The sequence below is a fragment of the Sporomusa sp. GT1 genome (assembly GCF_014634905.1).
GTDB lineage: Bacteria > Bacillota > Negativicutes > Sporomusales > Sporomusaceae > Sporomusa > Sporomusa sphaeroides.
In genome coordinates, this window is the sequence record NZ_BMBX01000008.1 from 33,755 (window position 1) to 58,265 (window position 24,511).

Consider the following 24,511-nt stretch of genomic DNA (forward strand, 5'->3'; position numbering starts at 1 on the left):
TTGAGGAATAGTAATAATAATGTTACAGTGTTGCTGAAGGGGGCGATTACTCTGACCCGGTTACAATATCCCCAGACCCAACGGGTTCCCAGCCATGTCATGGGCTTTTCCTGCAGCCGGTGCACCCGTTGCTGCACCAATAAATGGCGGATAGAAATAGACGATACATCCTGTGAAAAGTTATATGACCAGTACAGCCTGCTGGGCCGCCAGCAGAAACTATATAAAAACATTAGCGTTGAAACCAACGGCCAGTTCGTCCGGTTTGCCAGCAACGGCAACTGCGTCTTTCTGGACGATAATAATCTTTGCAGCATTCAGGTACAGCTTGGACAAGAATTCCTGCCAGATGTATGCAAGCTATATCCCCGGCGGGTATTTGCCTCAAAACGCGGCTGGGAGTTTGCCTTGTCACTATCCTGCCGGACGGCAGTCGACACCCTGCTCCATCATCCCATCACCATAACCGAATTACCCTACGCTGCTGAGCAGCCTGAGCCGCCCTTTTATTTTGCCCGGCCCAACACCTTCAAGTGGTATTTTCCGGAAAATCAGTCCCCGGATGACATTCGTCACCATTACTACCGCCTCGAAAACTCTCTGGTGCAAATATTACAGCGTACGGAATACTCCGTCGGCGAACGGCTGATAATGGTTGCAGCCGCCGGCTGCTCCTCATGCCCGCAAGCTTTGCCGCCCGATAAGCAGCTTGGCAGCTTTCGCTTATTTTGCCAAAAATATTTGTCTGAGCATGGTTCGGGGCGCTCCTCCCAGTTATTGCGAAGCCTGCTGTTGGTGGTCGCTTTGGATACCATTTTGTCTTTGGAGGAAGCCACCTTTTCCATACGGCTGACAGTACCGCCGCTAAATCCTGCTCAATATTTGCAGACGCTGGAAAAATACTATTTCCCGGCCCAAAAGGATGTTAGCCCACTCCTGGAAAACTATCTGGTAAATTTTGTACTCAGCAAGCATTTCTTTTTTCAAACATTTGAAACGGCGTATTTAAGAATGACCTTCCTCCATGATGCGGTAATCTTCTTTGCCGTAGCCTACGCCATTATCACCCGCCAGGTTGTCAATAAACCACTTCTGCTCCAGGCAATCTATGATGTGGAAAACATTTTCTACGAAAATTGGTTTTACGCGCAGCCGCCAGAGCAATCTTTTTTGTAACAGGCACATTCTATTAAAATATTGCATAATAAGGGCTGTGTGAAAACCTAGAGATAAGTTTTCACACAGCCCTTACAAGTTTTACCGCAATGGCTCTTTCCCGCAATACTTATAGATAATAATCAGTTACTCCCCTTGCCACAGCGCGCGCCATTTCATTTTGCCAAGCCGGATCTGCCAGGTTTGCCGCTTCCTTCGGGTTTGAAATAAACGCCATTTCCAAAAGCACTGCCGGAGCGTCTGTATATCTTAATATAAAAAAGTTCTGTTCCTTGTCCGGGTCGCCATCATCCCAGTCGGCCCGCAGCCGCAAATCGGGAAAAGTTGCCGTCACCTGATTAATAATACAGGTAGCCAGACGGTCACTCAGCGTCTGCCCCACGGTTGTATAGATCTCCGTACCATTAGCTTGTGCGCTGGTTGCTGAATTGCAATGAATAGAAACCACCAAATCAGCATCCCATTCATTGGCAAGCCGGCACCGGTAACCCAAGCTATCGGTTTCAGGCTGCTCCTGCTCAGTCCTTGTTAACAAAATCTGATAACCAACCACCTCCAGATAATGTTTCACCAATTTAGCGACTGCCAGATTTATGTCAGCTTCCTGCAAACCGGTTATGGGGTTAACCGCACCCGGATCGGTATTCCCGCCCGCATGTCCGGGATCAATACATATCTTCGCCACAGAAAACCTCCTCCTTTAGGTGTTGCTATACAAGCAATCCTGGTATAAAGAAAAGCTTTACATAGCATTTTTCTATCAGCACCTGTAATATTATATTCTTTTACACCCCTGCTGTTAAACGTCAACGTTTTTTTACTTTGCTACAGCAAAAGTAAACAGGTGATTTTTAAAAAACAGGCCTGCTAATATCCGGCAAAATGGCTGATATACGCATTTACCGCATGCCCCATAAGCCGCTTGCCCGCAATATCCGGGTGAAGCCCGTCCTGCGCATACTTTACCGGCAGCAAACCATTTTCATCCACCAAAACAGAGTATATGTCAATATAGTCCGGCTGGGTTTTGATAAAGGCATTGACTTTTGCCAATTCCTGCTGCCAGTTTGCGGCAGTATCCTGGTTAAACACCTGTTGTATGCGATCCGGGTTTAAGGGGGGAAGGGTCAAAAAGATGGGCTTGATGCCATTTTTCCTGCATTTTTTCTTAATAGCTGTGAGCGAGTCAATCACTTCTTTTGCCGTAGCCCCGCCTCTAATACTGTTTGTACCTCCCAAAATCAGCAAATACTTCGGCTTAAAAGGCAAAACCTCGGCTTCAAACCGTTCTACCAGAGCCTCGGCCGTATCACCGCTTTTACCCAGATTCTTTACCGGAACCGACAAGTAATAGGAATAATCAAACCGCGCGTCAGAAGGCGGGTTGGATACCGCTCCCCCGCCATGGGTAATGCTGTCGCCGTAAATAGCCCATTGATACCTGCCTGTATCTACTGAAAACGGAACAGCCTCAGAGTAGGTTCCCAGAGCCTGATCATCCTGATCCAAAGCTATTACCCGCCAATAATACCTGCCGTCCTGAGTAAACGGTTCTGTATCATAAAAATCAAACCCCGGCCCCATAGAATAAGACCGTACCCGATAGCGAGACGGTTCAGTACCATTTTGCATTTCCGGCAACCGGTCTGTCACTTCAATCTCATACCGGGCAGCCCCTAAAACAGGAATCCACGCATATACCGGATATAACTGAACCGGATGCCCGCTAAAAAGAGTAGTCACAGTTGGCTTCCCCGGATTTAATTCTGCCCGCGAGAGTGCCACCGGCCGCGTAAAAGTCCCTACCGGATTCTTCTCCAAATCCAGGGGGCGAACCCGGTAATACAGTTTTTCCAGATCCTGTTGCTCAAACAGAGCCAAGTCCAGCTCCACACCCGGTGTATATACGTTAGTGGCTGTATAAAATACCTGCTCTTGCGGTGCCGGGGTATCTTCCCTCACTGCAATACCGGCTATTTCCAGTTCATACATTACCGCATCCACCGCATTGGGCCATAATAACTGAATTTTTCCTGCCTGTGCGGTTGTTGTTATAGTGAAAAAAACTATGCTTGCCATGATGGCTATTATTTTTACCAGTCTCAAAACTTCGCCTCCGCTTATATCACATAATCCAGAATGGGATAACAATTTACAATTCTTGATTCATAAGCAAACTCCTGCCTGTCCTCCCTGGAAAGTATACCCCCACCATCCTGCTGCCTTCTTTAGTAATCCGCCAAACCAAAATTTTGTTTTTTTTATTATTACTACCATTATTTTTGGAAAAAAGCTTTGACTTTTTGCCAAAACAATAGTATAGTTATCTTAGCCCAGCGGCCCAAGAAATTTTTCCATTAGTCCTTCTCATTATTAGAGAAGCCCAATGAGTAAATCTTCTTAGCTAAAGTAGGGTAATCTATTATGAGGAGGTCATTTAACATGGCCCAAGACAAAACTTTATCTTGCCGCGACTGCGGCGCTGAGTTCATATTCTCAGCATCTGAACAGGATTTCTTCGCAGAGAAAGGTTTCACTAACGAACCTGGCCGCTGCCCTGAATGCCGTGCAGCTCGCAAACAACAAAACAACCGTGGTGGCGCTGGTCGTAACTCCGGCTTCCAACAACGTGAAATGCATGACGTAACCTGTGCAGCTTGTGGTGTTGAAACCCAAGTTCCGTTCCGTCCTAGCAGCGATCGTCCTGTATACTGCAGAGACTGCTTCAACCAACAAAGCGGCAGACGCTACTAAGATTTCAAAAACCCTTGCTTTAACGGCAAGGGTTTTTTTATTTCTCTTTTTTTTTAAAAAAGGCCAGGCAGACCCAATTGACAACTAACAACTCCTGTTGTAAAATATAATTGTAAGTAAATAATTGTAAGTAAATTTCTGGGGGGTAGATGGATGAAAATTGCGCTTGTCGGCTTGGGGAGAACGGGAAGAATTGTAGCAGAGTATCTTTTGGAACAGGATGCCCTCGCCATGGTACTTTGTAAGCCAAACAGTCTAAGTGCCAATAGGGATCTGGGTGAGTTATTAAACATCAAACCCACAGGAATCATGCTCGAAACAACCGCTCATTTAGAAAAAAAGCTTTTTCACAAGAAGCCTGATGTACTGATTGACTTTTCCAGTCATCACTTTCTCAAAGAAAACATTCACACCTTGGCTAAGTGCGGTGTAAATGTGGTAACAGCGGTAACCGAGTATGACCGGGCCGAAATTGAAAAATTCAAGGCCTTGGCTGATAAGGGAAATATCGGCATCGTAATGGCTCCCAATATTACTTATGGGGTTAATGTGCTGATGCTGATGGCAGAAATCGCTGCTGAAATACTGGGTGATTATGATTTTGATGTTTTTGAAGAGCATCACAAATACAAAAAGGATCGGCCATCAGGTACTGCTATGAAGATTGCCAATAAAATTCGCAACGGGCTGGCAACGCAGAAAGAGATTCCTGAGCATGTTGTCAGAGCCGGTGGTATTGTCGGCAAGCACAAGGTTTTAATCTGCGGCGAATTTGATAAACTTGAAATTTCACATGAATCCTTCTCCAGAGTGGCTTTTGCGCAAGGCGCTTATAAAGCGGCCCAGTTTATCGCAGGCAAAACCGGATTTTATGAAATGAGCGACATTTTTGATACCGAGCGCCGGCAGCGACGCCAGCATGCCGTCATGCATCCCAAAACCATTGAATTGGAAAAGGAAGATCCCGCATAACGTACAAAACTATAGTGTACTGAGGTGTTTAGTTAATCGATGGATATCACTGACAGTAACACGATAAAAGTGATGCTTTCTATCAGATAGAATAAGACTACCTTCCTGCCGGAAGATAGTCTTATTTTGTTTGGCTGCTAGGTAATGTTTATTCCCGATAAGCATTGTATTGACAGAAGCTACATTTTGTTACTATAATTATAAATATTACGGCAATGAGGCCTGTCTAATGTTTAGACAGGCCTCATATGCTTTTTGAGGTGAAAATAAAATATGGAAAAAACAAATAGTCATACTATCGACGCATCCATCCTGCTTAGTGAATTAAAAAGTGCTAACAACGATATGGGGAGTGTTATCCGCACCATTCAGGAAATTGCCCAGCAAACCAATCTCCTGTCACTAAACTCGGCTATCGAAGCTGCCCGGGCCGGTGAATCGGGACGAGGCTTTGGGGTTGTGGCCGATGAAATTAAAAAATTAGCCACCCGCAGCTTTTCCTCCACCAAGGAAAGTTCCAGAATCATCGAAAACATTCAGTCTAAAGCCAACGAAGTCATGGCTGTGCGAACCGCCGACTTAGCCTATGACACCATTGATAAAATTGACCGAAACCTGTTTGAGCGTAATTGCGATGCGCAAGCCTGGGCAGGTTTTTCGCAGGTGAAAAACGCGCTTTGCTCAACGGCTCCTGACCGGATTGAGCAGGCAAACCGTCTGCTGCAAACACTTGTTGAAATTTATGAAGTATATTTTGATCTTTATGTAATTGATACAACAGGTACAATAGTAGCCAGCGGTGTCCGCCGTGAACTCATTGGTGAAAATATGGCTGATAAAAGCTGGTTTCAAGAGGTTAAAACGGCTAAAGCCATTTCCGTAACCGACCTATACCTCTCTTCCGTAGAAAAACTCCATACAGTAGCCTACTCTTGTCCGGTTCGCAGCGATACGGGAGAAATTATCGGTTATTTCTCCTCCCGCTTTAACTGGAATTATATTTATGACATATTAGACGCCGCCCGTGTCGGGAAAAACGGCGATATCGCGATAATTAACAAGGATGGTTATGTTATCGCCCACCCTAGCCGCAAAGGCATTCTAACCGATAATCTTAAGCACCTGGAAGCAGCCCGGCAAGCTATGCGGGGTGAAACCTACGGTTTTAGCTTCAAAAAAGACCCCAGTGGCAATACCAAAATTTACGGCTATGCCCATACGCGCGGTTACAACGCATATAAAGGAAAAAACTGGTCAGCAATAGCCAGTGCATCTATTTAAAATTAAATTTGTTCGGGCGACTAAATTCCGGCAAAAAGCAACTAACCTTCAGATGGGTAAAACCCGCCTGAAGGTTAGTCTGCTTTATTAACTAAACGCAGGAAATTCCTCGAATTTCCCCAATGTTTTTAACGCTTCCCTGGCTTCGTCCATGGTTCCTCCCAGCTTTTCCACTCTTCTGGTATTGGAATTCAATAAGAGGAATTCACCGTTTAAAACCACAACCTGTTCTTCCATGTCTTCGCTATACCAGAAACTAGCAGAACCTAAGCTAATAGCCGTCACGAGAACCATCTCCTTTACCAATTTTTTAAAGTATTCGACAAAAATCAGAAAATTCCTGCAGTTAGTATGAGTATTCTTTCAGCAAATTACTCTCCCCTTCTTTAAAAACCAGCCCACTTGACAACATACAGAACAAGTGGAATGGTAACCAAAGCAATGCCGATTATATCAATAATAGCCCCGGATTTAATCATTTTAGTGATGGGAATATATCCACTGCCATAGACAATGGCGTTAGGCGGCGTAGATACAGGGAGCATAAATCCCAGAGAAGAGGAAAGAGCAATTGCCACGGCAACAGGCACCGGGTTGAAGCCTGACGAGATGGCTACCGTTATGCCTAAGGGGCCAACCATATTAGTGGCCGCAGTATGGGAGGTTAACTCCGACATGAGCAAAGAAAATAAAGAAAATACTATAATAATAACGACTTCTGAGTTGGCGCCGCTAGCTGAGACAATAACGTCGCCAAGCCATTTGGACAAGCCTGTGCCGTACATCATAGTACCTAGTGACAGACCGCCCCCGAACAAAATCAGAGTTCCCCAGTCAATGCCTTTTACCGCCTCAGCCCAGGACAGCGTAAATTTTCTTTCCGCCCAGTTTGTCGGCAAAAGAAACAATAATAATCCGGCCAACATGGCGACAACCGCTTCTGAAAAATATTTGTTATAGGTAGCCAAAATCGGATGGGCTGATCCGTAAAGCATGGATAAAATACCAGGTAAAACCCATAAGGTTACCGCCACAGTAAAGGCAACTACTGCATTAATTTCCCCTGTCTTCCATGGCCCAAGACTAGCCCTGCGTTCACGGATTAACTGCTCCGCCCCCTCAATATGATCGACATCGGCAGGGAACATTTTTTTAAGAACAACAAAGACTATTATAAAATACCCAACCATAGCTACCGAACCCCACATCATCCATTGAAAGAAAGAAACCCTGACTCCACCCATTTGTTCTAAGAGACCGACCATAATCAGGTTAGGGGGAGTCCCTACAGGTGTTAATACACCACCTACAGAAGAAGCATAGCCTGCCATTAACATAATGCCGGTAGCATAAGTATACTTACTAAGCTCAAGCTCCCTGCCAGCCGTAGCATGCATATCTTTAATAGCCATTAGCAAGCCCATGGCTATCGGGAACATCATGGCTGTTGTCGCCGTATTGCTTACCCAACCCGAGCAAAGTGCCGTTACAAGACCTAAGGCTAATAAAATTCTAGTCGGGCTGGACCCAACCCATTTCATTGACAAAATCGCATAAGCAAACCGTTTGTCCAAACCATGATTCATCATAGCAGACGCCAGCATAAAGCTGCCCATAAACAGAAAAATGAGTGGATTGGCAAACGGCGCAAATGCCTGGGTCGGAGTAACAACTCCCATTAAAGTGGCAAGAACAGGCCCCAGCATGGAGGTAACCGGGATGGGAACAGGTTCAGTAATCCACCAGGTCGCCACAAAAACAACTACTGCCAGAAGTCCGTGCGCCTGCGCCTTTAGCCCGGCTATGGGTATAAGATAAACAAGGACAGCCAGTGCAGGACCAAGAAAAATACCAATAGTTTTACGCCAATAATCAAACTTCTGCTCTTCTTGCGAAAGTTTTAAATCCAATTGAGGGGAATTATTTTTCCCCATTTTTGTCGGTTCCATTTTACTCCTCCCTTTCTAACCTGTAACTATCTGTATATCATTAAAGTATGATGGCTAATCAGCTTCATTTGATCAGTATTCACCCCCTTTATTGTTTTGTGTCCGGTCTTCATTTTGTTCCTGTTTACCGGTTATGAACTTAAGTATACTGCGAAATTACTTAAACTGTAATTTTCGCAGTATTAATAAAATATACCATACATCATTGTAATTGTATATGTTTCCAGAAAAAAAAATCATGTATTCTTTTAAATCATTTTTCAGCAAGCAGGATAATAAATAAGAGCAACCTCAAAAGCTTATTTTCGCTTAAGGGCTGCTCTTGGTTAACCTGTCACTGCAACTCAAGTCAGGAAGGTTTCCGGTGCTGTCTGCTGTTCTTTCGGATGATAAATTTGGGCATTATAGGCCTGCGCATAACTGGGGGATAATTCTTCAAAATCGACAATGAACAGGTCCGGATTTCGCTTCAGGTCAAGCTCGACAAGCTGATTCATCACACGGCTGTCCTGACTGGATATAATGCGAACCACCGGAATGGTTTTGCTGTTTATGCCTGTTCCCAGAATCAAGCCGCCCTGCTGATTATTGAGCCGCACCATTTTACCCATGGGATAGATGGCCACATTCTGGGTGAAGATGTCGACAATAGCCGGATTAAAATACTTTCCTGCCGCCTGATTTAAAATGGCGACCGCATAATACACCGGCGTAGGCCGCCGGTAAGGCACCCCGGCAATCAAACGGTCATATACATCCGCGATACCGATAATTTGTGCATACTCACAAATGGCAGTTCCCGTCAGTCCCAGGGGATAGCCGCTGCCATTCCAGCGCTCGTGATGCTGAAAGCAAGCATTAAGCACATCGACAGATAAGGTATCACAGTCCCGCAATATCTCCAAGGAATAAAAACAATGCCGCTTATACTCTTCTTTTTCATATTTGGTTAAATAATAAGGAAATTGCCGCGCCAAATGCTTGGAGAATTTAGTTTTGCCGATATCATGCAGCATGGCTGCCAGTCCCAGTTCGTGCAGCTGTTTTTCATCATAGCCCATGGCAAGCCCTGTCATGACTGACAAAATGCAAGTATTAACAGCATGGGAAAACATGTACTCTTCTTTACGGCGTATATCCAGCAGGTAAGGCATCATTGCCGGGTCCTGCTCCAGCTGATTAATGAAATTACTAACCATATTCTTGACCTGGCTAAGATTTATTCCTTTCCCAACACTAAACTGATTGATGGTCTCGCGGGCAGCCGCCATAGCCGCTTGCCGGTCCTGGGGCGTATTGAAATCCTCTATTTCAATAGCAGCTGCCTGCGACTCAGGTGTGCCGACAAACAGTGAATCAATACCTTTATTGCGGAGATACCGAAGATACCGTTCCTTAATTTCTACGCCCTCATGAAGCAAAACCGTACCATCGGCTAAAAAAAGCGGTTTTGATAGGTACATGCCTGGCTGTATTGCATCTAAAGATATGCGCTGCATAGAATCCACTCCTTCCCATGATAAGCATGCCGCCTACCAGCTTTACATATATCTATATATATATTATCGAAGATAAATAAAAATTCTTAAAAAAAACCGCTGATGCGGTCCTTACACTCCTTTGGCGTATGCCTGGGGAGGTTAACCGCCGGCAGCAAAAACCCTCCTGCAGCTGCCAAATGGCAGCCGCAGGAGGGTAATATATCCCGCCTACTATTAAACAGATTCTAATGAGGTAATAACCGGTGGCGTAAAGGGTACCGGAGACTCAACAACTTCCGTAGGCAGACCCATGGTATCCAGCAAATCGATAAACGGCCTGGGGTCCAGCTCCTCTACATTCACCATATGCTTTACATCCCAGGTGCCGCGGGCCACCAAAATAGCCGCCGCTGCTGCCGGAACCCCTGCCGTATAGCTTATGGCCTGAGACTCCACTTCTTGATAGCATTTGGCATGATCACAGGTGTTGTAGATAAAGATTTCCCGCTTGGCTTTATCCTTGGTGCCCCGGATAAAGTTCCCGATGCAAGTCTTGCCGGTATAGCCGGGAGCCAAAGACGACGGATCAGGCAGCACCGCTTTTAATACTTTAATCGGCGCAATCTCTATGCCTTCGGCTACTTTTACCGGTTTTTCCGAAAGCAGCCCAATATTATTCAAAACAGAAAACACATTCAGATAATGATCGCCAAAGCCCATCCAAAAACGAATGGAGTTTGCATCAATGTTTTTTGACAGCGAATGCAATTCATCATGACCTGTCAGATATACCGGGCAGGTCCCCACCACCGGGAAATCATAATCCATTCTTATGGAATGAACTTTTTGCAGCACCCACTGACGGTCAATCCAGGTCCATACTTTCTTAAATTCCCGGAAGTTAATCTCCGGATCGAAGTTGGTGGCAAAATACTTGCCATGGCTGCCGGCATTAACATCCAATATATCAATAGTATCAATGGTATCAAAATATTCTTTTTGGGCCAGCGCACACCAGGCATTAACCACCCCGGGATCAAAACCAATGCCTAAAATTGCAGTAATCCCCTGCTGCTCGCAGCGCTCTTTGCGTTTCCACTCATAGTTAGCGTACCAGGGCGGATTCTCACAAACCTTGTCTGGTTCTTCATGAATAGCCGTATCCATATACACGGCACCGGTTTCTATACAAGCCTCCAAAACCGACATATTAATATACGACTGCCCTACATTAATAACAATTTCTGACTGAGTATCTTTGATTAAATCAATCAAAGACGGAATATCCAACGCATTCACTGTCCGTGAATACAGTTTTTTTGTTGAGTCTTTCAAATGATTTTTTCGCAGTACGCTTTCAATAATGGCATCGCACTTTTGCTGAGTACGTGAGGCAATACAAATATCGCCCAGCACATCATTGTTCATAGCGCATTTATGCGCGACTACATGGGCTACGCCCCCGGCACCGATGATCAAAACATTTTTTTTCATTTCTCTCTCCTTCACTTGTCTAAAAATTTATTTTGTTAGGATAAACTATTTACAAAATCCGCGTAACTAAACTTGCGGACAACCTCTATCGTATCATCCAGCCTTCGCACAGCAATGGCCGGCATCTTGAGTCCATTAAACCAGTTCTTCTTTACCATCGTATAACCGGCGGCATCGGCAAACCGTATTTCACTGCCGACCTCCAGTTTATCTTTAAAATTAAAAGTGCCAAAAACGTCGCCTGCCAAACAAGAGCGTCCGGCAACCATGTACGGATACTTGCCGTTATCGCCGCCCTCCAGCTTGGCTGACAGCCTGTATATCAATAAATCCAGCATATGTCCTTCTACCGATGCGTCGACAATAGCGATGTCCTGCTCATTATGCACCAAGTCAACCACAGTGGTGACAAGTTCGGCACAGCCGGTAATCGCACTCTCACCCGGTTCCAGATAGACTTGTACGTCAAACGCATTAGCAAAGTCTGCCAGTTTTTTACTAAACTTTTCAACCGGATAGCCCTCTTTGGTAAAATACAACCCACCGCCAAGACTTACCCATTGAAGTTGTCTGAGCACATCTCCATAGCATTCGCCAAGGGTATCCAACTGGGCGGCAAAACCTTCAAAATCATCATTTTCGCAATTATAATGAAACATTAAGCCGCTGAGACGGGAAATTTGTTGTGTCAGCACCGCTTTGTCCACCACACCCAGCCGTGAATATTTGCGCGCCGGGTCGGCCAGATCAAAATGAGAGTGGCTGATGCCGGGGTTTACCCGCAAACCAAGTTTAGCAGTCTTGGCCAGGTCATAATACCGCTCCAGCTGGGAAACCGAATTAAAAATAATTTTGTCGGCAAAGCCGGTTATCTCCCGGATATCCTCCTCAGAATAACCCACACAATAGGCGTGAGTCTCTTTGCCAAATTTCTCATAGCCCAGGCGGGCTTCAAACAGAGAACTGGAGGTAGTGCCGTCCATATACTGCCGCATCAAGTCGAATACACACCAAGTGGAAAAACACTTGAGCGCCAGTACTGATTTGGCTCCGGATAGCTGACGTACCTGCTCAATGATTTGTAGATTGCGCAGCAATTTTTTCTCATCAATAAGATAGTAGGGAGTAGCAATTTTCATTCTTCAACGCTCCTTTATTGGACATAAAAACGAGCCACCTCGCCCTGTGCAACCCGCTAAACCGGATTGATGAACCAAGCAGCTGTGTCATCCTGCTGCGTAACCACTACTTTTTTATTTTTACTCATTAATAATAGCAAAAATCCACGCATTTGTCGATATTTCTTTAAAAACTAGCAAAAATTATGCTTAAAATCCTTCTACATCGGCAAAGCTTGCTATTATTTGCTCTGTTAGCGGCAAATATGCCAAAATTCTTCAATAGGCAGCCTCTGGCTAAAATGCCAATCAGTGACAAGCCTCCCCGGCTACACCTTTTTTCCGGCCGTTGTCATAGTTTTGTCATATTTCCATGGTACGCTTTGGATAAGTCGATGGCACTAACAAACCTCTGACAGCCATCGTAAACCAAAACAATTTCTAAGGGAGGATATAGAATGAAAAAGAAAATTGCAACCCTGCTCACAGGCAGCCTGCTGGTAGCCGGTGTCGGTTTTGCCGCACCTATTACCGATTTACAGCAAAACGAGACTAGTATTGGCTATAACCACTACAACCTGGATGCAGCCGGGATGGATGTTGATAGTGACAACTTCTATCTGGAAAATGGAGTTTCCGACAGAGTAATTCTTGGTATCGAAAGAAACACCCTTACAGTTCCAGGATATCACACCAATTTTACCGATGTCTATGCACACTATAAGATGGACCCAAACATCCGCCTTATGCTTGGCAACCGGAACTACAGTGACGGCCCAAATAAAATGTTTTACGGTGTCGGCGCCAATGCCAACCTGGCACCGCAGCTTGACGGCTATGCCTCGGTAACTTCCAGCAGCATTGCTACCGAGTGGCAAACAGGCGTAAATTACAAGCTGAACCAGCAAGCAGCCCTCCATCTTGGCTACAAATCCTACAAAGAAGACGGTGCTCCAAGACTTGACGGCGTAGGCTTTGGTGCAAGTTACAATTTCTAGTATTTCCATGATAAATAAAAAAAACTAACAACCGGGAGAAGGTTTTTCAGCCGACTCCCACTGGTTGTTAGTTTTTTTGTCTATAGCCGTTTATAAGTTTTAAAAATTCTATCGCCAGAGCTAATTGCTCCGGACTTACGCGAGCATCCATTGCCTGACCCACTACAGCAAAATAGTTAAAGTAGTTTTTATCATTCAGCATTGTTCTGACTTTTGCTGCCTGCTCGATTTCTTCCAAGGTTTCCACATCATCGATTAAAAAAAACTCCACAGGGGTATTAAGTTTTTTCGCCAGCATTACAATCTTATCACGGCTTAACTGCCGGCGATTGTTTTCAATATGTGATATATACGACTCAGTGACATTGAGCAGCTTAGCCAATTGTTCGATAGTAAGAGAAAACCGGGCACGGATATATCGTACTTTATCACCAAACTTCATCCCTTACTTTCCTCCCAAACGGTATAAAGCCTCCCGCCAAACAAATTACCGGCAACTACCTATAGCACTGTCCTCTTCCATACTCCCGCCCAGCTGCCTTAGCGCCTCGCCTACCTTGGCTTCCACTTCGCCTAGCGCATGGCCAAATACCAGAACATTTACTTCCAGTTCCAACGAATCCAGGACAATACCGCTTACATTCCTCCAGCAGTTTGAAGGAATTACATCCACCTGCTCCAAGCGGGTAAGTGACAAAAAGAGAAAATGCTCCACCGCCAGTTTTGATAATTTGGCCAGAATTTTGATATGGCCTAAAATGATGTTGTTACAGGCTACTCCCCGTCCAATGGTCATGATACATTCCCGCAATAGTTCCTCGGCTTGCGCGGTGGTCATCGGTTTTTCGAAAAGAATCCGGTAATGCCGGCTAAAAATTGCAGCGTCATCAGTCACAGCGAACGACCTCCTCAAGCACGGCAAGGGGTAACTCCTGGGCTGCGCTGGCAATTACCACCTTCAGACGCTCATCAAATTCCTGTAAATCCTGGTTAATTTTCCGGATATCCTCACCGTCCAGATCGGCTTTGTTCAGGATAATTAAATCACTGCCTGCTATCTGTCCAAGCACCAGCGGCTTTAACATAGCAATCAGCTCCGACCATCGCCCCCGGTCAACGATAGTTACCGTTTTGAATGAGGAGTAAACATCACTATATTTTTTTAGCGACTTGGCTGTCTTTGAGGGATATGCCAGACCTGTCATCTCAATGATCACCCATTCCGGATGTATCGTCTCATAAATTTCGCCGACAGCACTAATCAAATCACTGGTGATCTGGCAACACACACAGCCGCCAAATAACCGTTTTACTTGCAGGCCGCTATGGGAGAAAAGCTGGTCGTCAATCCCGTCTGCACCAATCTCGTTCTCAATAATGGCTACCGTTTCCTGCCGTATAGCTGTCAGGTATTTGGCTACCTGTAATATGGTTGTCGTTTTGCCGGATCCTAAAAAACCGCCGAAGAGCAAAATCCGCATAATTTTCTCCTCCCTAGACTCCCGAATCTTACAACATCTGTATTCCGCGTTAAAGAATCTGACAGGTTCAGGCGGGTGGTGCCGCCTGCAAAACTAGTTAGCACGTTATAATATAGATAGGTTTATAGTGTAAAGGGGTTATCCCCATAGGTTTGGAGACAACCCCTAACTGCCACAGAACTACCAGACAAATGCATCCCGGCGATAGGCTTCAAGATAGTTGCAGCAAAAATTATCCCGGCCGGCCAGCGTTTCGGCCGTAATTATGCTTGCCATCATAGCCTTATCCAGCGGATTAATAATCAAACTATCCAACCCCTTGGCAATTCCCATAACGGCAAACATTTGATTCATGAATTTCCGGTTAGGCAATCCATAGGAGATATTTGACAAGCCGCAGATAGTATGGACTCCCGGAAAGTTAGCGGTAATGACCTGTATGGCATCCAGAAACTCAATCCCGAAAGAATCACTGGTAGCCACCGGCTGAACCAAAGCATCTACATAGATATTATCAATCGGTATATTGTGCTGCACCAGATTATTGATCAGCTTATCGGCAATTTTCAATCTGGCTTCCGTAGTCTCAGGCATACCGTCATCACTCATGCACAAAGCCACAACTTTGAGATCGGTTCCGGCAATAACCGGCAATAGCGCATAATACCGGTCTTTTTCCAAAGAGATGGAGTTAACCATCGCCGTTCCTTTATGAACGGCAAGTCCCTGCTCCACACACTTGGGGTCAGGACTGTCAATACAACACGGCAAATCAACAGCTTCCTGCACTATTTTTACCAGCCACTTGAGATATTCCGCTTCTTTTCCCACAAAAATACCAGCATTAACATCAATATAATGTGCTCCGGCTTCAAACTGGTCTTTGGCTACTTTTTGAATGGCGGCGGTATCCTGCGCCTCGATAGCCGCTGCGATAGCCTTGCGGCTGGAATTGATCAACTCACCAACAACGTTCATGATGTATTCCCCCTTCTGCCTGCGCTTCCCCGATCCCCTTAATTGACCGGTCAGTTACTTAAGATCGTACTCGGCAGGGATAAACGTATCCAGATCCAATTCGCCTTTAATTTCGTGCCAGAATTTTTCTTCATCATCAGGAATAGCAGCCACCTGATTATCCATAATATCCAGCCAGTTTTTCTCACGCTCGGCAATTAACACTTCATTATTGGCAACAGCTTTTCTGATGGCATCAATAGCCAGCTTGGCACCGGCTTTGGTCTTCAGGAAAGGCGTCTTGGCCTTGACCAATTCTTTACTAAGATCCATAACAACGTCAGGCCGCAAAATATATGCCTGAGGGTCCCATTTCGAGTCAGAATCGGCGAGCAGATCCCTGAAGGTAATGCTATAGCCTTTTTGTTTGGCCACATTCATCAGCCGGCAATCATAAATCAACTGCTCAATCGAAACCACAGGTGCTATATCTGATAAGAGACGTACCGGCGTAACAGATTCATTGCTCCACAAATCGGCTACGGCTGCGGCAATATTGCCGACAGCGCTTAAATGAGCGCACGCCGCCGATTTCCCTTCCATAGCAATAGGTACACCCGCAATGGCTTTACAATATACGCCTTCATACCCGCAGTCCTTGTTGGGACCAACAGCACCGGCTTCATAAGCGGCGAGAGTTCTGGCCACACTGGCTACCCGTACTACTGCTGCAAACACATTAGGGATAAAGCCTTTGTGCGCCAGGACCATGGCAGTATTGGCAAAACCGCAGGCCGTATCGCCGGCTGCCTGGGAACCATTTTCACCGGCAATTCGCACAATATGCTCCCAGAGGAACTTCATATCCCGCGTGCCCATAACGCCCAGCGCAAAGATAACCTTGGTTAAATCGGCATTTACCAGGGCGTCGTCATGGATTTCTTTACCGCCGGTGGATTCGATGGCGATAAAATCCGCCCCGCCTTTAGCTGACCCTTCTATTGTCCTGAGAAGATTGTCAAATATCTCACCACTGCGCATTAACGGCGGCCGTTTAAATTCGCGCACATCGCCGGGGGTGCTGCGCAGAGCGCTTTTCAGCCCATATTTGGCTTCATACTCAAACATGGCATTGCGCAGCAGGTTACTGATTTCGATTCCCCATTCCGGTACCAGCGTCATCTCCGGCAGCATTTCAAATTCCACCACAAGTCCGGTTGCATATAACTCTTTGGCCCGTTTGAGAACTCCGTTAATCATTTCGGTATAAATCTCTTTGATCTCCGGCATAGTGCTTGCCGTAACTTCCATGGGCGGCAAAGTAAAGTTAAGCTCCGGATAAATTTCGCCACCGCCGATAACCATCCCGTTTTTGCATTTGACAGGATTGGGAGCACTGCCATAGACAAAATCGTTTAACGAATTGTACGCTAATTTTTCAAAGCTTTTTGCCATTTTGCCATACCTCCTTCAATGTATTACTGTCTAATTTTTGCCCGCCAGGATTTTCTTGGCGACATCAACCGCCACTACAGCATCTTCCGCATAGCAGTCGGCATTTATGCTCTTGGCATAGGCCTCGCTGACAGGAGCCCCGCCAATCATGAATACGAACTGGCTCCGTACACCGGCCTTTTCAAATTCTTTGATTACACTGTCCATATAAGGCATTGTCGTCGTCAACAGCGCCGAGAGGCATATCATGTCGGCTCCAACCTCCTGGGCCTTGCTTAAAAATGCCTGTGCAGACACATCAATGCCCAAGTCATACATTTCGATACCGGCGCCTTTCAGCATCATGCGGACTAAGTTTTTCCCGATATCATGCAGGTCGCCTTTAACGGTACCGATAACAGCCTTGCCGATAGGCTTAACGCCGGTGGCGGTTAAAACCGGTTCCAGCACCTGCATCCCTGCATTCATTGCCTTGGCAGCCATTAACATTTCAGGCACATATATTTCATTATTTTTGAATTTTTCCCCGATAACTGCCATAGCCTCAATTAATCCGTCATTTAGTAGTGCAGTAGGATCCACTTTTTGTGCCAAACCCTCAGATACCATTTCTTTTACTTTTACACCATTTCCTTGTTGTACATAAAGCGAAAGTTGATTAAAATCCATTTTTCTTCCTCCTTTTATTTTTTATGTTTTTTGTTTGATGAACCCTTTCGACATTCTTTTTTTAACTGATTTCATTATAGCATTGCTGCTATTCTGAAAATTCGCCCCATTACTGCTCTTTTGAGTACAATCCGTGCATCCGTAAATATGTGAATAGAAAAACAAATAGACAGGCAAAAAACGGCCGGCCCTCAGTCTCGAAGGGCCGGCCGGCTCTGTTTTGGCAAGGTAAGCTATGGCTGTTATGTGGCTAATCTCCGTCTCATAACAATTTTGTTCAGGTTATGTTCAAGAAAACTCTTGGCATCTTTAGCGCATTTAAAATAACAATCGGCACCAATTGCCCGGGCAAAGGTTTCGTCAACCGGGGCGCCCCCCACGGCAACAATCAGACCCTTACGTATACCGCTGTCCTCCAGCGCATTAATAACCTTTTTCATAACAGGCATTGTCGTAGTCAAGAGTGCCGCCATCATCAGTATCTCAGCTTTGTTTTTTTCCACACACTGCAGGAACCGCTGGGGAGTTACGTCAATCCCCAAATCAACAATCCGGGCGCCGGTACTCATTACGGTTAGTTTCACCAGGTTTTTCCCGATATCATGTAAATCTCCCGCTACCGTGCCGATGACAATCGTACCTGTCTGCCGCTTCACCTTATACTTTAACTGCGGTTCTACAACAGACAACCCGGCATGCATGGCGCGGGAAGACAGCAGCACTTCCGGCACGATAACCCGCCGGTGACTGTATTTATCGGCAATCTGGTCCATGCCGACAATAAGCCCCTTCTCAAGAATAGCAAGGGCAGGATACCCTTGCGCCAGCGCTTTACTGCACAATTCTACCACGGCTTCGGCATCGCCGGTCTTGACTTTCTCGGTAATTTCGGTATAAATCACGTCAATCCCCTCCAGTTAAGACAAACTGTTACGGTAAACCAACGGTGCAACCCCAATATATTTCGCAAAAACCTTGGCAAAATAACTCTGGCTTTGAAAACCGACTGCCTGTGAGACTTGGGCGACACTGAGCTCCGGCTTTTTCATCAGCTCAACAGCCTGTTCTACCCGCACCCTGGTGATATAATCATTAACCGTACAATTAAGCTCCTGACGAAACAGCCGTGACAGGTGCGAAGGGCTAATAAATAATTGTGCCGCCACATCGTCGATTTTTATTGACTGTGAATAGTGTTCCAGAATAAAGCTTCTGGCCTCACCCACCAGCCCATGGTGTCTCTTATCCTCAAGCGGCGCACTGCGATTCAAAAACACCATAACCAGATTTTTCATGTGGAAAAAAAATTCTTCCATGCGCTGGCATTCATTAATCTTCTCATTGAAGGTATCCAGCAGTACCATCACGGTTTCAGCCTCCGCGCCACCTTCCACCGCAGCGCGGGAAGCCATGGTCGCCAGTTCACTGATACGTAATTTTATGATGGCCTGCTCGCCGGTAGTCTTCACAAACAGCTGGGTCAACAAGGTATGCAGATTCTTCTCCGCCATGGCCTTATCACCAAGACGGATATAGCGGAGAAAGCTTCTCTCCCGCTGCAGATAAGCAGCATAATCGTTCCCCTGTCTGGCTGCCGGGTCCTGCTGGCGTTTGCGGTCTTCCAGCTCTTTGCGAATGCGCTGCTGTATCTTATAGGTTTCAACCTTCTCCAGGACAAGCAGGTCCCGCTTCATCAGCTGGTTGACGGTAACATACAAAACATCGGCCGCCGCCTGGAAACGGGCAGGGGCAACGACATCCAGCTGCCCTGCCAGTCTCTCCATTTCGGCAAAATCATTTACTTCCGGGTTCAGTTCGCGCAGTTCCTGGTAAAAAAACTTATCCGGTTTCCAGAGCAGCACCTGGCTGCAGATAATACTTCCCAGGGAAATACCGCGTAAACTAATGGGCACCGCCCAAATAACCATTCCGGCACGGCAGCGGAAAAAGTAAGGCTCTTCCCATTTGGAGGCTTCCTGAGTAGCCTGTTTATAGGACGCCCGGCATTTAGCTACCCCGCTGGGTTTACTACGGATATACCGGCAAAACGCGCAGCGCTCGACAGTGTCAAAAAGGCCAAACGACTCCCCGTTTTTATTGACAATTGCCACATGTAGACCGGTCGCTTTGGAAAAATTCTCCAAAATTTCCTGGAGATATTGGAGATCAACCAGATTTCTGTCATTCATCGGTTTCCAACACCCCAATCTAAAAAGATACGATAACTGCTGCCAGATCAATTATAGCTTACATGATTCTATATACATACTTTCCATGAAATAGTTGCTAAAGGTCGCGCTTCCTCCCAATTCTACGTGCCGAATATTACCAGCCTGCTGCTGCAAGCCGGTAAAGGTTCTTTGATCAAGCAGGGCCTTAACGGCTCCGGCGTGGGCGGCATTGCCTGCTGTCTTCAGTTTATGCAGGCTAAGCTCTGGAATCAGACCGATATCCACCGTACTTGCCAAATTGAGATGGGTCGCAAAAGTACCGGCCAGTACAATGGAATCCAGATCTTTGATACTAAGTCCGGAAATATCTAAGAGTGTCCGGATACCGGCACAAACCGCCCCTTTAGCCAATTGCAGCTGGCTAATATCACGCTGGGTTAAAACAACATCGTTACCGTCCGGACCATAGGCCAAAACAAATTCCCGTTTCTGCTCCCCGTCACGAATCCGGCTTATCAGTTCAGGTGCCAATTGGTCCTGCACCGCGGGATCATTAGGATTGCTGATCATGCCTGACCGGCTTATGATCCCGGCCCGGGCCATTTGCTGCACGGCTTCAATCAGTCCGGAGCCGCAAATACCGGTGGCCGTCCCGCCACCGATGACCGAGAGCGTCACTCCCTGCTCGTCGATAAGCACACGTTCGATAGCGCCAGGCTGCGCCCGCATGCCATGATTAATTCCAGCCCCTTCAAAAGCAGGACCGGCCGCAGTAGAGCAAGCCCACATATTGGCTCCGTCCTGCAGGTACAATTCGCAGTTTGTACCGATATCTATCAGCAGGTGACGCCCCTTTGCCAGGAGTTCCTCAGACCCCAGAACAGCCCCCAGGGTATCGCCGCCAACAAAACCACCCACATTGGGAAATAAGACGACTTTCGCCTGCGGCTGCAGCGCCAGGCCAACTTCACCGGCCGTCAGCTCCAATGCGGTATTACACACCGACACAAAAGGCGACAAGGCCAGATAGGAAACATCAAGCCCTAAGAACAAATGATGCATAGTGGTGTTGCCCACCACAGTCGCTTTGTAAATCTGGCTGCTGTCAATGCCGGCAGCCTTGCACACGTCTTCCACTAAACGATTAATCGTACCGGCTACCGCTTCCTGCAGCAAAACCCGGTTGTCAGAACCTTTATTAGCAAAATCAATGCGGGAAATGACATCAGCTCCATAGCGTGTTTGTCCATTTTCCGCAGCCGCCAACTGTACTCTTTTCCCGGATTCCAGGTCATACAACGCAACCGCGATATTGGTTGTGCCAATATCAATGGCCGCACCATAAACAGGGACTTTCTCCTTCCCCGGCAGCACAGCCAGAATGTGCTGATCCCATAAAACTGCCGTAACAGCAAATTTTTCCTGGCGTAATATTGACGATAAAGTTTTGAGCTGCGTCAGGCCGATTGTCAGGTTAGCCGGCAAACCGTTTTCCTGTAGCTTTGCCAGCAGCCGTTCCCGGTCCCCCCGTTCATCCGCCAGGGTTGGCCGGTCAAGTTCAACCTGTACCTGCCGCAAACCGCAGTACTCACTGTTGGCCTGCTCGGGGGCAAACAACAGGCCGGCTTTGCGGTCAACCGTACCACTATCCCCACAAACCAGCGCCATTCCCGGCCGAGGTTCAACCTGACAGGCAAGACGAATTCCCGTCGCCAGCTCCCCGGCACTCAGCTTTTCGTATTCTACCACAGACGGCTCCGGAGCAGCGCTGATGATTCGTACCTTGCATTTCCCGCAGGTTCCCCGCCCGTTGCAAATATTAGTCACCGGATAATTACCGCGCAGCAGGGCGGACATGAGGTTTTCACCCTCGGTTACAACCAATGATTCAGAGTTAACCTTAATCAGCATACTCATTCTCCTCCTCCAATACTATCGGCGTGCCCGGAGGCACCCGGACAATCTCCGGCAAACGCTTACCGGTAACAACAGCAGCCAATAAGGCGAGATCTCCGGCTTCTTCACTGATCGTCCAGTTAAAAAAGCCGGCAATCTTTGCTACTTTTTGGCGATATTGCTCCAGTTTATCCTCTTCACAGGGTGTACGGATAAACACCGCTTGTTCGTACCTGCCATAGAGAGTCTCAATCAGATATTGGGCATCGGCCTCTCCGTATGTATCCACATATTCCAGATATTCCGCATAGGGGTCCCGGCCATAGTCCAGCCAGCCCTGACTAAAATAATAGATTGCCGGATTTCGTTCAGACAGTGTTTGCCGCCGTCGATCCGACCCCAGTAATAAACTGATGCAATCATGAGCGTTGGGCAACACCATCGGCACGGCGGCGGAAACCAGTCCCACTGTGGCATGGGAACACCTGCCATAGGTCAGAATAATCAGGTCATAATCCTGGCTGGCATCAATCCTCCGCTGCAGCTCCTGATGCAGCTTTTCGGGAAATGCATGCAGGGAAAAATCCAGAAACTCACAATCCATCCGGGTGGCAAGCTCCAATCCCAGCACTTCATTCCTGGTTGAGCAGCAGCCAAGCAATTTAATTCTCATTTTGCCCTCCCCCAACTTAATCACAGAAAGCAACACTAGTTAGAAAATTATACCATATTAGTTAATTTAATAATATACATATTTCCGTGTAAAGTCAAAGGCCTGTGTGCCGGTAAAATTCTCACCGGCTAATTGCATATTTTACAATCTGTGGGTATAATATAAGAAAAGGACTGACGTGTTGCTAGCACGTCAGCCCCTGCAGGTTGTCTAACCGGAAACGGTTAGCCTCGGTTTTGATTATTTACGAAATAACCGCATGCCTTAGCTAGGGGGCGGTTATTTTCGTTTTATGATTAAAACAATAAGTGTTGCAAATGCGATCATAAGATACATTGCCTCAAATATTGTCATCATACCACCCCCTTTCAAAAAAGGGTGTGGCCAACCGCTCCCTTGACAACCTTACGTTTATTATACTGTATTTTCCCAGTGGGAAAAAAGAGAAATTATGAGTGCGGTTCCGTGTAAAGTCAAAGGCCTGTGTGCGGTAAAATTCTCACCGGCTAATTGCATATTTTATGATCTGTGGGTATAATATAAGAAAAGGACTGACGTGTTGCTAGCACGCCAGCCCGGCAGGTTATCTAACCGAACGGTTAACCTGGACTAAAGGCTATTAAGAAATAACCGCAATCCTTGGTAGGGGGCGGTTATTTCTTTTTTATGATTAAAACAACAAGCGTTGCAAATGCAATCATCAGATACATCGCCTCAAATGCTGTCATCATACCACCCCCTTTCTAAAAGGGTGTGGCTAACCGTTCCCCGACAACCTGTTGTAATCATTATAGCATAATCTTCCAGAATGAAAAATAATTCTTACTTTAGTTTATTTCACCATTCACGATCATGGTCACTATCCCATCGGCAATCGCCGCCTCGTTCAGGGTCTGATTGTCCAGCAAGGGGGAAATCCTGGTAAGGGTTATCTCCGGGTTAATTGCCGGCGCCCTGGTGTTCAGCCACTCGCGGTCCTCACTGCCGGGGCTTTTCAGCTTGCCCAGCAGGGAAAGCCGTTCCTCGTACTCGGCTTTGAGCGCAGCCGCCACCCGTGTTTTATCGACATAGGTCAGGTCGTCGGATTTGAATATGGCCAGCATGCCGGCCCGGATGACGGCATCACCCTCGATTTTGTCGGTCATACCTTTTTCAATGGCTGCATACAGCAAACTGTTGTATTCGGTAAAATAGCGAAAATCATCCCGGTACAGCGCGGCTTCCACGCTAAAAAGCATATAGTCATAGCCGGTTAGCGGCTTGGCTGACTGCGGGTCGTCGCCGTAATAAAGCTGCGAGTTTTTCACAACCAGTTTGCCGGTGTCAAACTTGCCGGCATCGGCACCGATCACGGCAAAATAGCCGTTTTGCAGGGAGCTGCCGCCCAAATTGCCTGTACCGGCATATTCATTATGATAGACCAAATGAATGTCCCGGTCGCCGCCGGCCAACAGCTCCGACAAAGCGGTAACCGCGCTTTCCGCCACCTTGAGCGTGGCAGAAAGCTGACCGATGGTGAGCAGGCCGGAAATGCTGTTGGCCAGGGTAAGAAAGGCCGGAAAATAGTCTTTATTCATATAAGCCAGCAAGGCGGCGCTAATGGACACATTGCCGCCGCGATACGGCACCAGGTTGGTCAGGGAATAATTGAGCTGCACCCCTTTCCCCAGCGAATTTTCATTCAGGTTCAGAGCCAGCGGCCCAGCCACACTGGGCAATTCCCGAGCGGCATCAGAGCCGAACTGCAGACTGACGACAGAGGAGACCACCGGCACGTACTTGCGGAAGAGTTTCCGGTCATTTTTCAAGAACATTTCCGCCAGGCGCAGGCGGAAATAATGCTGGCCCTCCTGAAACACGACCGTTTCCACGTCGGACTTTACCGGCGCGTATACGTAATGCTTGGATTCCTTGACAAACAAATGAGCAAACCAGTCGATCAAACCCATACTATTCCCTCCTGCCGCCTGCCGGCAAAGTCGTATC

Annotated in this window: 25 protein-coding genes; 5 read left to right on the forward strand and 20 right to left on the reverse strand. The window is 46.8% G+C overall.

Annotation, left to right across the window (positions count from 1 at the left end; all coding sequences use genetic code 11):
• The first annotated feature begins 27 nt into the window (after positions 1-27).
• Positions 28-1,176: a flagellin lysine-N-methylase gene (gene fliB / locus GT1_RS11235; RefSeq protein WP_075757544.1), complete on the forward strand. Its 1,149-nt coding sequence runs from the start codon at positions 28-30 to the stop codon at positions 1,174-1,176.
• Positions 1,177-1,285: 109 nt separating this feature from the next.
• Here fliB and GT1_RS11240 read toward each other — a convergent pair whose 3' ends face one another.
• Both GT1_RS11240 and GT1_RS11245 read right to left on the reverse strand, forming a co-directional pair.
• Entirely contained in the window at positions 1,286-1,861 is a 576-nt protein-coding gene (locus tag GT1_RS11240; RefSeq protein ID WP_075757543.1) for an N-acetylmuramoyl-L-alanine amidase, read from the reverse strand.
• Positions 1,862-2,043: 182 nt separating this feature from the next.
• Positions 2,044-3,255, reverse strand: a complete 1,212-nt coding sequence (locus GT1_RS11245) for a GDSL-type esterase/lipase family protein (RefSeq protein ID WP_223226190.1) — start codon at positions 3,253-3,255, stop codon at positions 2,044-2,046.
• 363 nt (positions 3,256-3,618) lie between these two features.
• On the opposite strand from GT1_RS11245, the gene GT1_RS11250 reads away from it, so the two are divergent.
• From GT1_RS11250 to GT1_RS11260, 3 genes are all read left to right on the forward strand, one after another.
• Positions 3,619-3,930 carry a zinc-ribbon domain containing protein gene (locus tag GT1_RS11250; protein WP_188398789.1) on the forward strand — a complete coding sequence of 104 codons (312 nt, stop codon included), beginning with the start codon at positions 3,619-3,621 and terminating at the stop codon, positions 3,928-3,930.
• Positions 3,931-4,083: 153 nt separating this feature from the next.
• Positions 4,084-4,902 (forward strand): 4-hydroxy-tetrahydrodipicolinate reductase, encoded by an 819-nt coding sequence (dapB, locus tag GT1_RS11255; RefSeq protein WP_188398790.1) that lies wholly within the window; start codon positions 4,084-4,086, stop codon positions 4,900-4,902.
• Between the two features lie 273 nt (positions 4,903-5,175).
• The gene (locus GT1_RS11260; RefSeq protein ID WP_188398791.1) at positions 5,176-6,183 is read left to right on the forward strand and encodes a methyl-accepting chemotaxis protein; all 1,008 of its coding nucleotides are present in this window, start codon (positions 5,176-5,178) and stop codon (positions 6,181-6,183) included.
• Between the two features lie 87 nt (positions 6,184-6,270).
• On the opposite strand, the gene GT1_RS11265 is transcribed toward GT1_RS11260, so the two are convergent.
• From GT1_RS11265 to nspC, 5 genes are all read right to left on the reverse strand, one after another.
• On the reverse strand, positions 6,271-6,468 hold the full coding sequence (locus GT1_RS11265; RefSeq protein ID WP_075757538.1) for a hypothetical protein: 198 nt from the start codon (positions 6,466-6,468) through the stop codon (positions 6,271-6,273).
• Between the two features lie 101 nt (positions 6,469-6,569).
• Positions 6,570-8,132, reverse strand: coding sequence for a DASS family sodium-coupled anion symporter (locus GT1_RS11270; protein ID WP_223226191.1), 1,563 nt, complete (start codon positions 8,130-8,132; stop codon positions 6,570-6,572).
• A 344-nt stretch (positions 8,133-8,476) separates the two neighbouring features.
• Positions 8,477-9,631: an HD-GYP domain-containing protein gene (locus GT1_RS11275; protein ID WP_075757537.1), complete on the reverse strand. Its 1,155-nt coding sequence runs from the start codon at positions 9,629-9,631 to the stop codon at positions 8,477-8,479.
• A gap of 216 nt (positions 9,632-9,847) precedes the next feature.
• Positions 9,848-11,107 (reverse strand): saccharopine dehydrogenase family protein, encoded by a 1,260-nt coding sequence (locus GT1_RS11280; protein WP_188398792.1) that lies wholly within the window; start codon positions 11,105-11,107, stop codon positions 9,848-9,850.
• Positions 11,108-11,142: 35 nt separating this feature from the next.
• Positions 11,143-12,246, reverse strand: a complete 1,104-nt coding sequence (gene nspC / locus GT1_RS11285; RefSeq protein ID WP_075757535.1) for a carboxynorspermidine decarboxylase — start codon at positions 12,244-12,246, stop codon at positions 11,143-11,145.
• Positions 12,247-12,683: 437 nt separating this feature from the next.
• On the opposite strand from nspC, the gene GT1_RS11290 reads away from it, so the two are divergent.
• Positions 12,684-13,223, forward strand: a complete 540-nt coding sequence (locus GT1_RS11290) for a hypothetical protein (protein ID WP_075757534.1) — start codon at positions 12,684-12,686, stop codon at positions 13,221-13,223.
• Positions 13,224-13,290: 67 nt separating this feature from the next.
• Here the strand turns inward: GT1_RS11290 and GT1_RS11295 are convergent, their stop codons facing one another.
• The 13 genes from GT1_RS11295 to GT1_RS11345 form a co-directional block, all read right to left on the reverse strand.
• Entirely contained in the window at positions 13,291-13,665 is a 375-nt protein-coding gene (locus GT1_RS11295) for a helix-turn-helix domain-containing protein (RefSeq protein ID WP_188398793.1), read from the reverse strand.
• 45 nt (positions 13,666-13,710) lie between these two features.
• Entirely contained in the window at positions 13,711-14,118 is a 408-nt protein-coding gene (locus GT1_RS11300; protein WP_075757532.1) for a hypothetical protein, read from the reverse strand.
• Entirely contained in the window at positions 14,111-14,704 is a 594-nt protein-coding gene (locus tag GT1_RS11305) for a GTP-binding protein (protein ID WP_188398794.1), read from the reverse strand. The genes GT1_RS11300 and GT1_RS11305 overlap by 8 nt, the downstream gene beginning before the upstream one ends.
• A 180-nt stretch (positions 14,705-14,884) precedes the next feature.
• Entirely contained in the window at positions 14,885-15,682 is a 798-nt protein-coding gene (locus tag GT1_RS11310) for a methyltetrahydrofolate cobalamin methyltransferase (RefSeq protein ID WP_075757530.1), read from the reverse strand.
• A 54-nt stretch (positions 15,683-15,736) separates the two neighbouring features.
• Positions 15,737-17,116 carry a methyltransferase MtaB domain-containing protein gene (locus GT1_RS11315; RefSeq protein WP_075757529.1) on the reverse strand — a complete coding sequence of 460 codons (1,380 nt, stop codon included), beginning with the start codon at positions 17,114-17,116 and terminating at the stop codon, positions 15,737-15,739.
• A 30-nt stretch (positions 17,117-17,146) separates the two neighbouring features.
• Positions 17,147-17,785, reverse strand: coding sequence for a B12-binding domain-containing protein (locus GT1_RS11320; RefSeq protein WP_188398795.1), 639 nt, complete (start codon positions 17,783-17,785; stop codon positions 17,147-17,149).
• A gap of 242 nt (positions 17,786-18,027) precedes the next feature.
• Entirely contained in the window at positions 18,028-18,687 is a 660-nt protein-coding gene (locus tag GT1_RS11325) for a corrinoid protein (RefSeq protein ID WP_075757527.1), read from the reverse strand.
• A gap of 15 nt (positions 18,688-18,702) precedes the next feature.
• Complete coding sequence (locus GT1_RS11330) at positions 18,703-19,974, reverse strand: PocR ligand-binding domain-containing protein (protein WP_075757526.1); 1,272 nt, start codon at positions 19,972-19,974, stop codon at positions 18,703-18,705.
• A 51-nt stretch (positions 19,975-20,025) separates the two neighbouring features.
• On the reverse strand, positions 20,026-21,867 hold the full coding sequence (locus tag GT1_RS11335) for an ASKHA domain-containing protein (protein WP_188398796.1): 1,842 nt from the start codon (positions 21,865-21,867) through the stop codon (positions 20,026-20,028).
• The gene (locus GT1_RS11340; RefSeq protein ID WP_188398797.1) at positions 21,857-22,525 is read right to left on the reverse strand and encodes a DUF1638 domain-containing protein; all 669 of its coding nucleotides are present in this window, start codon (positions 22,523-22,525) and stop codon (positions 21,857-21,859) included. The genes GT1_RS11335 and GT1_RS11340 overlap by 11 nt, the downstream gene beginning before the upstream one ends.
• A gap of 279 nt (positions 22,526-22,804) precedes the next feature.
• Complete coding sequence (locus GT1_RS22750) at positions 22,805-22,882, reverse strand: putative holin-like toxin (protein ID WP_349255066.1); 78 nt, start codon at positions 22,880-22,882, stop codon at positions 22,805-22,807.
• Positions 22,883-23,178: 296 nt separating this feature from the next.
• Positions 23,179-23,256 (reverse strand): putative holin-like toxin, encoded by a 78-nt coding sequence (locus GT1_RS22755; RefSeq protein ID WP_349255067.1) that lies wholly within the window; start codon positions 23,254-23,256, stop codon positions 23,179-23,181.
• Between the two features lie 96 nt (positions 23,257-23,352).
• Positions 23,353-24,474, reverse strand: a complete 1,122-nt coding sequence (locus tag GT1_RS11345) for a hypothetical protein (RefSeq protein WP_188398798.1) — start codon at positions 24,472-24,474, stop codon at positions 23,353-23,355.
• Positions 24,475-24,511 lie beyond the last annotated feature (37 nt).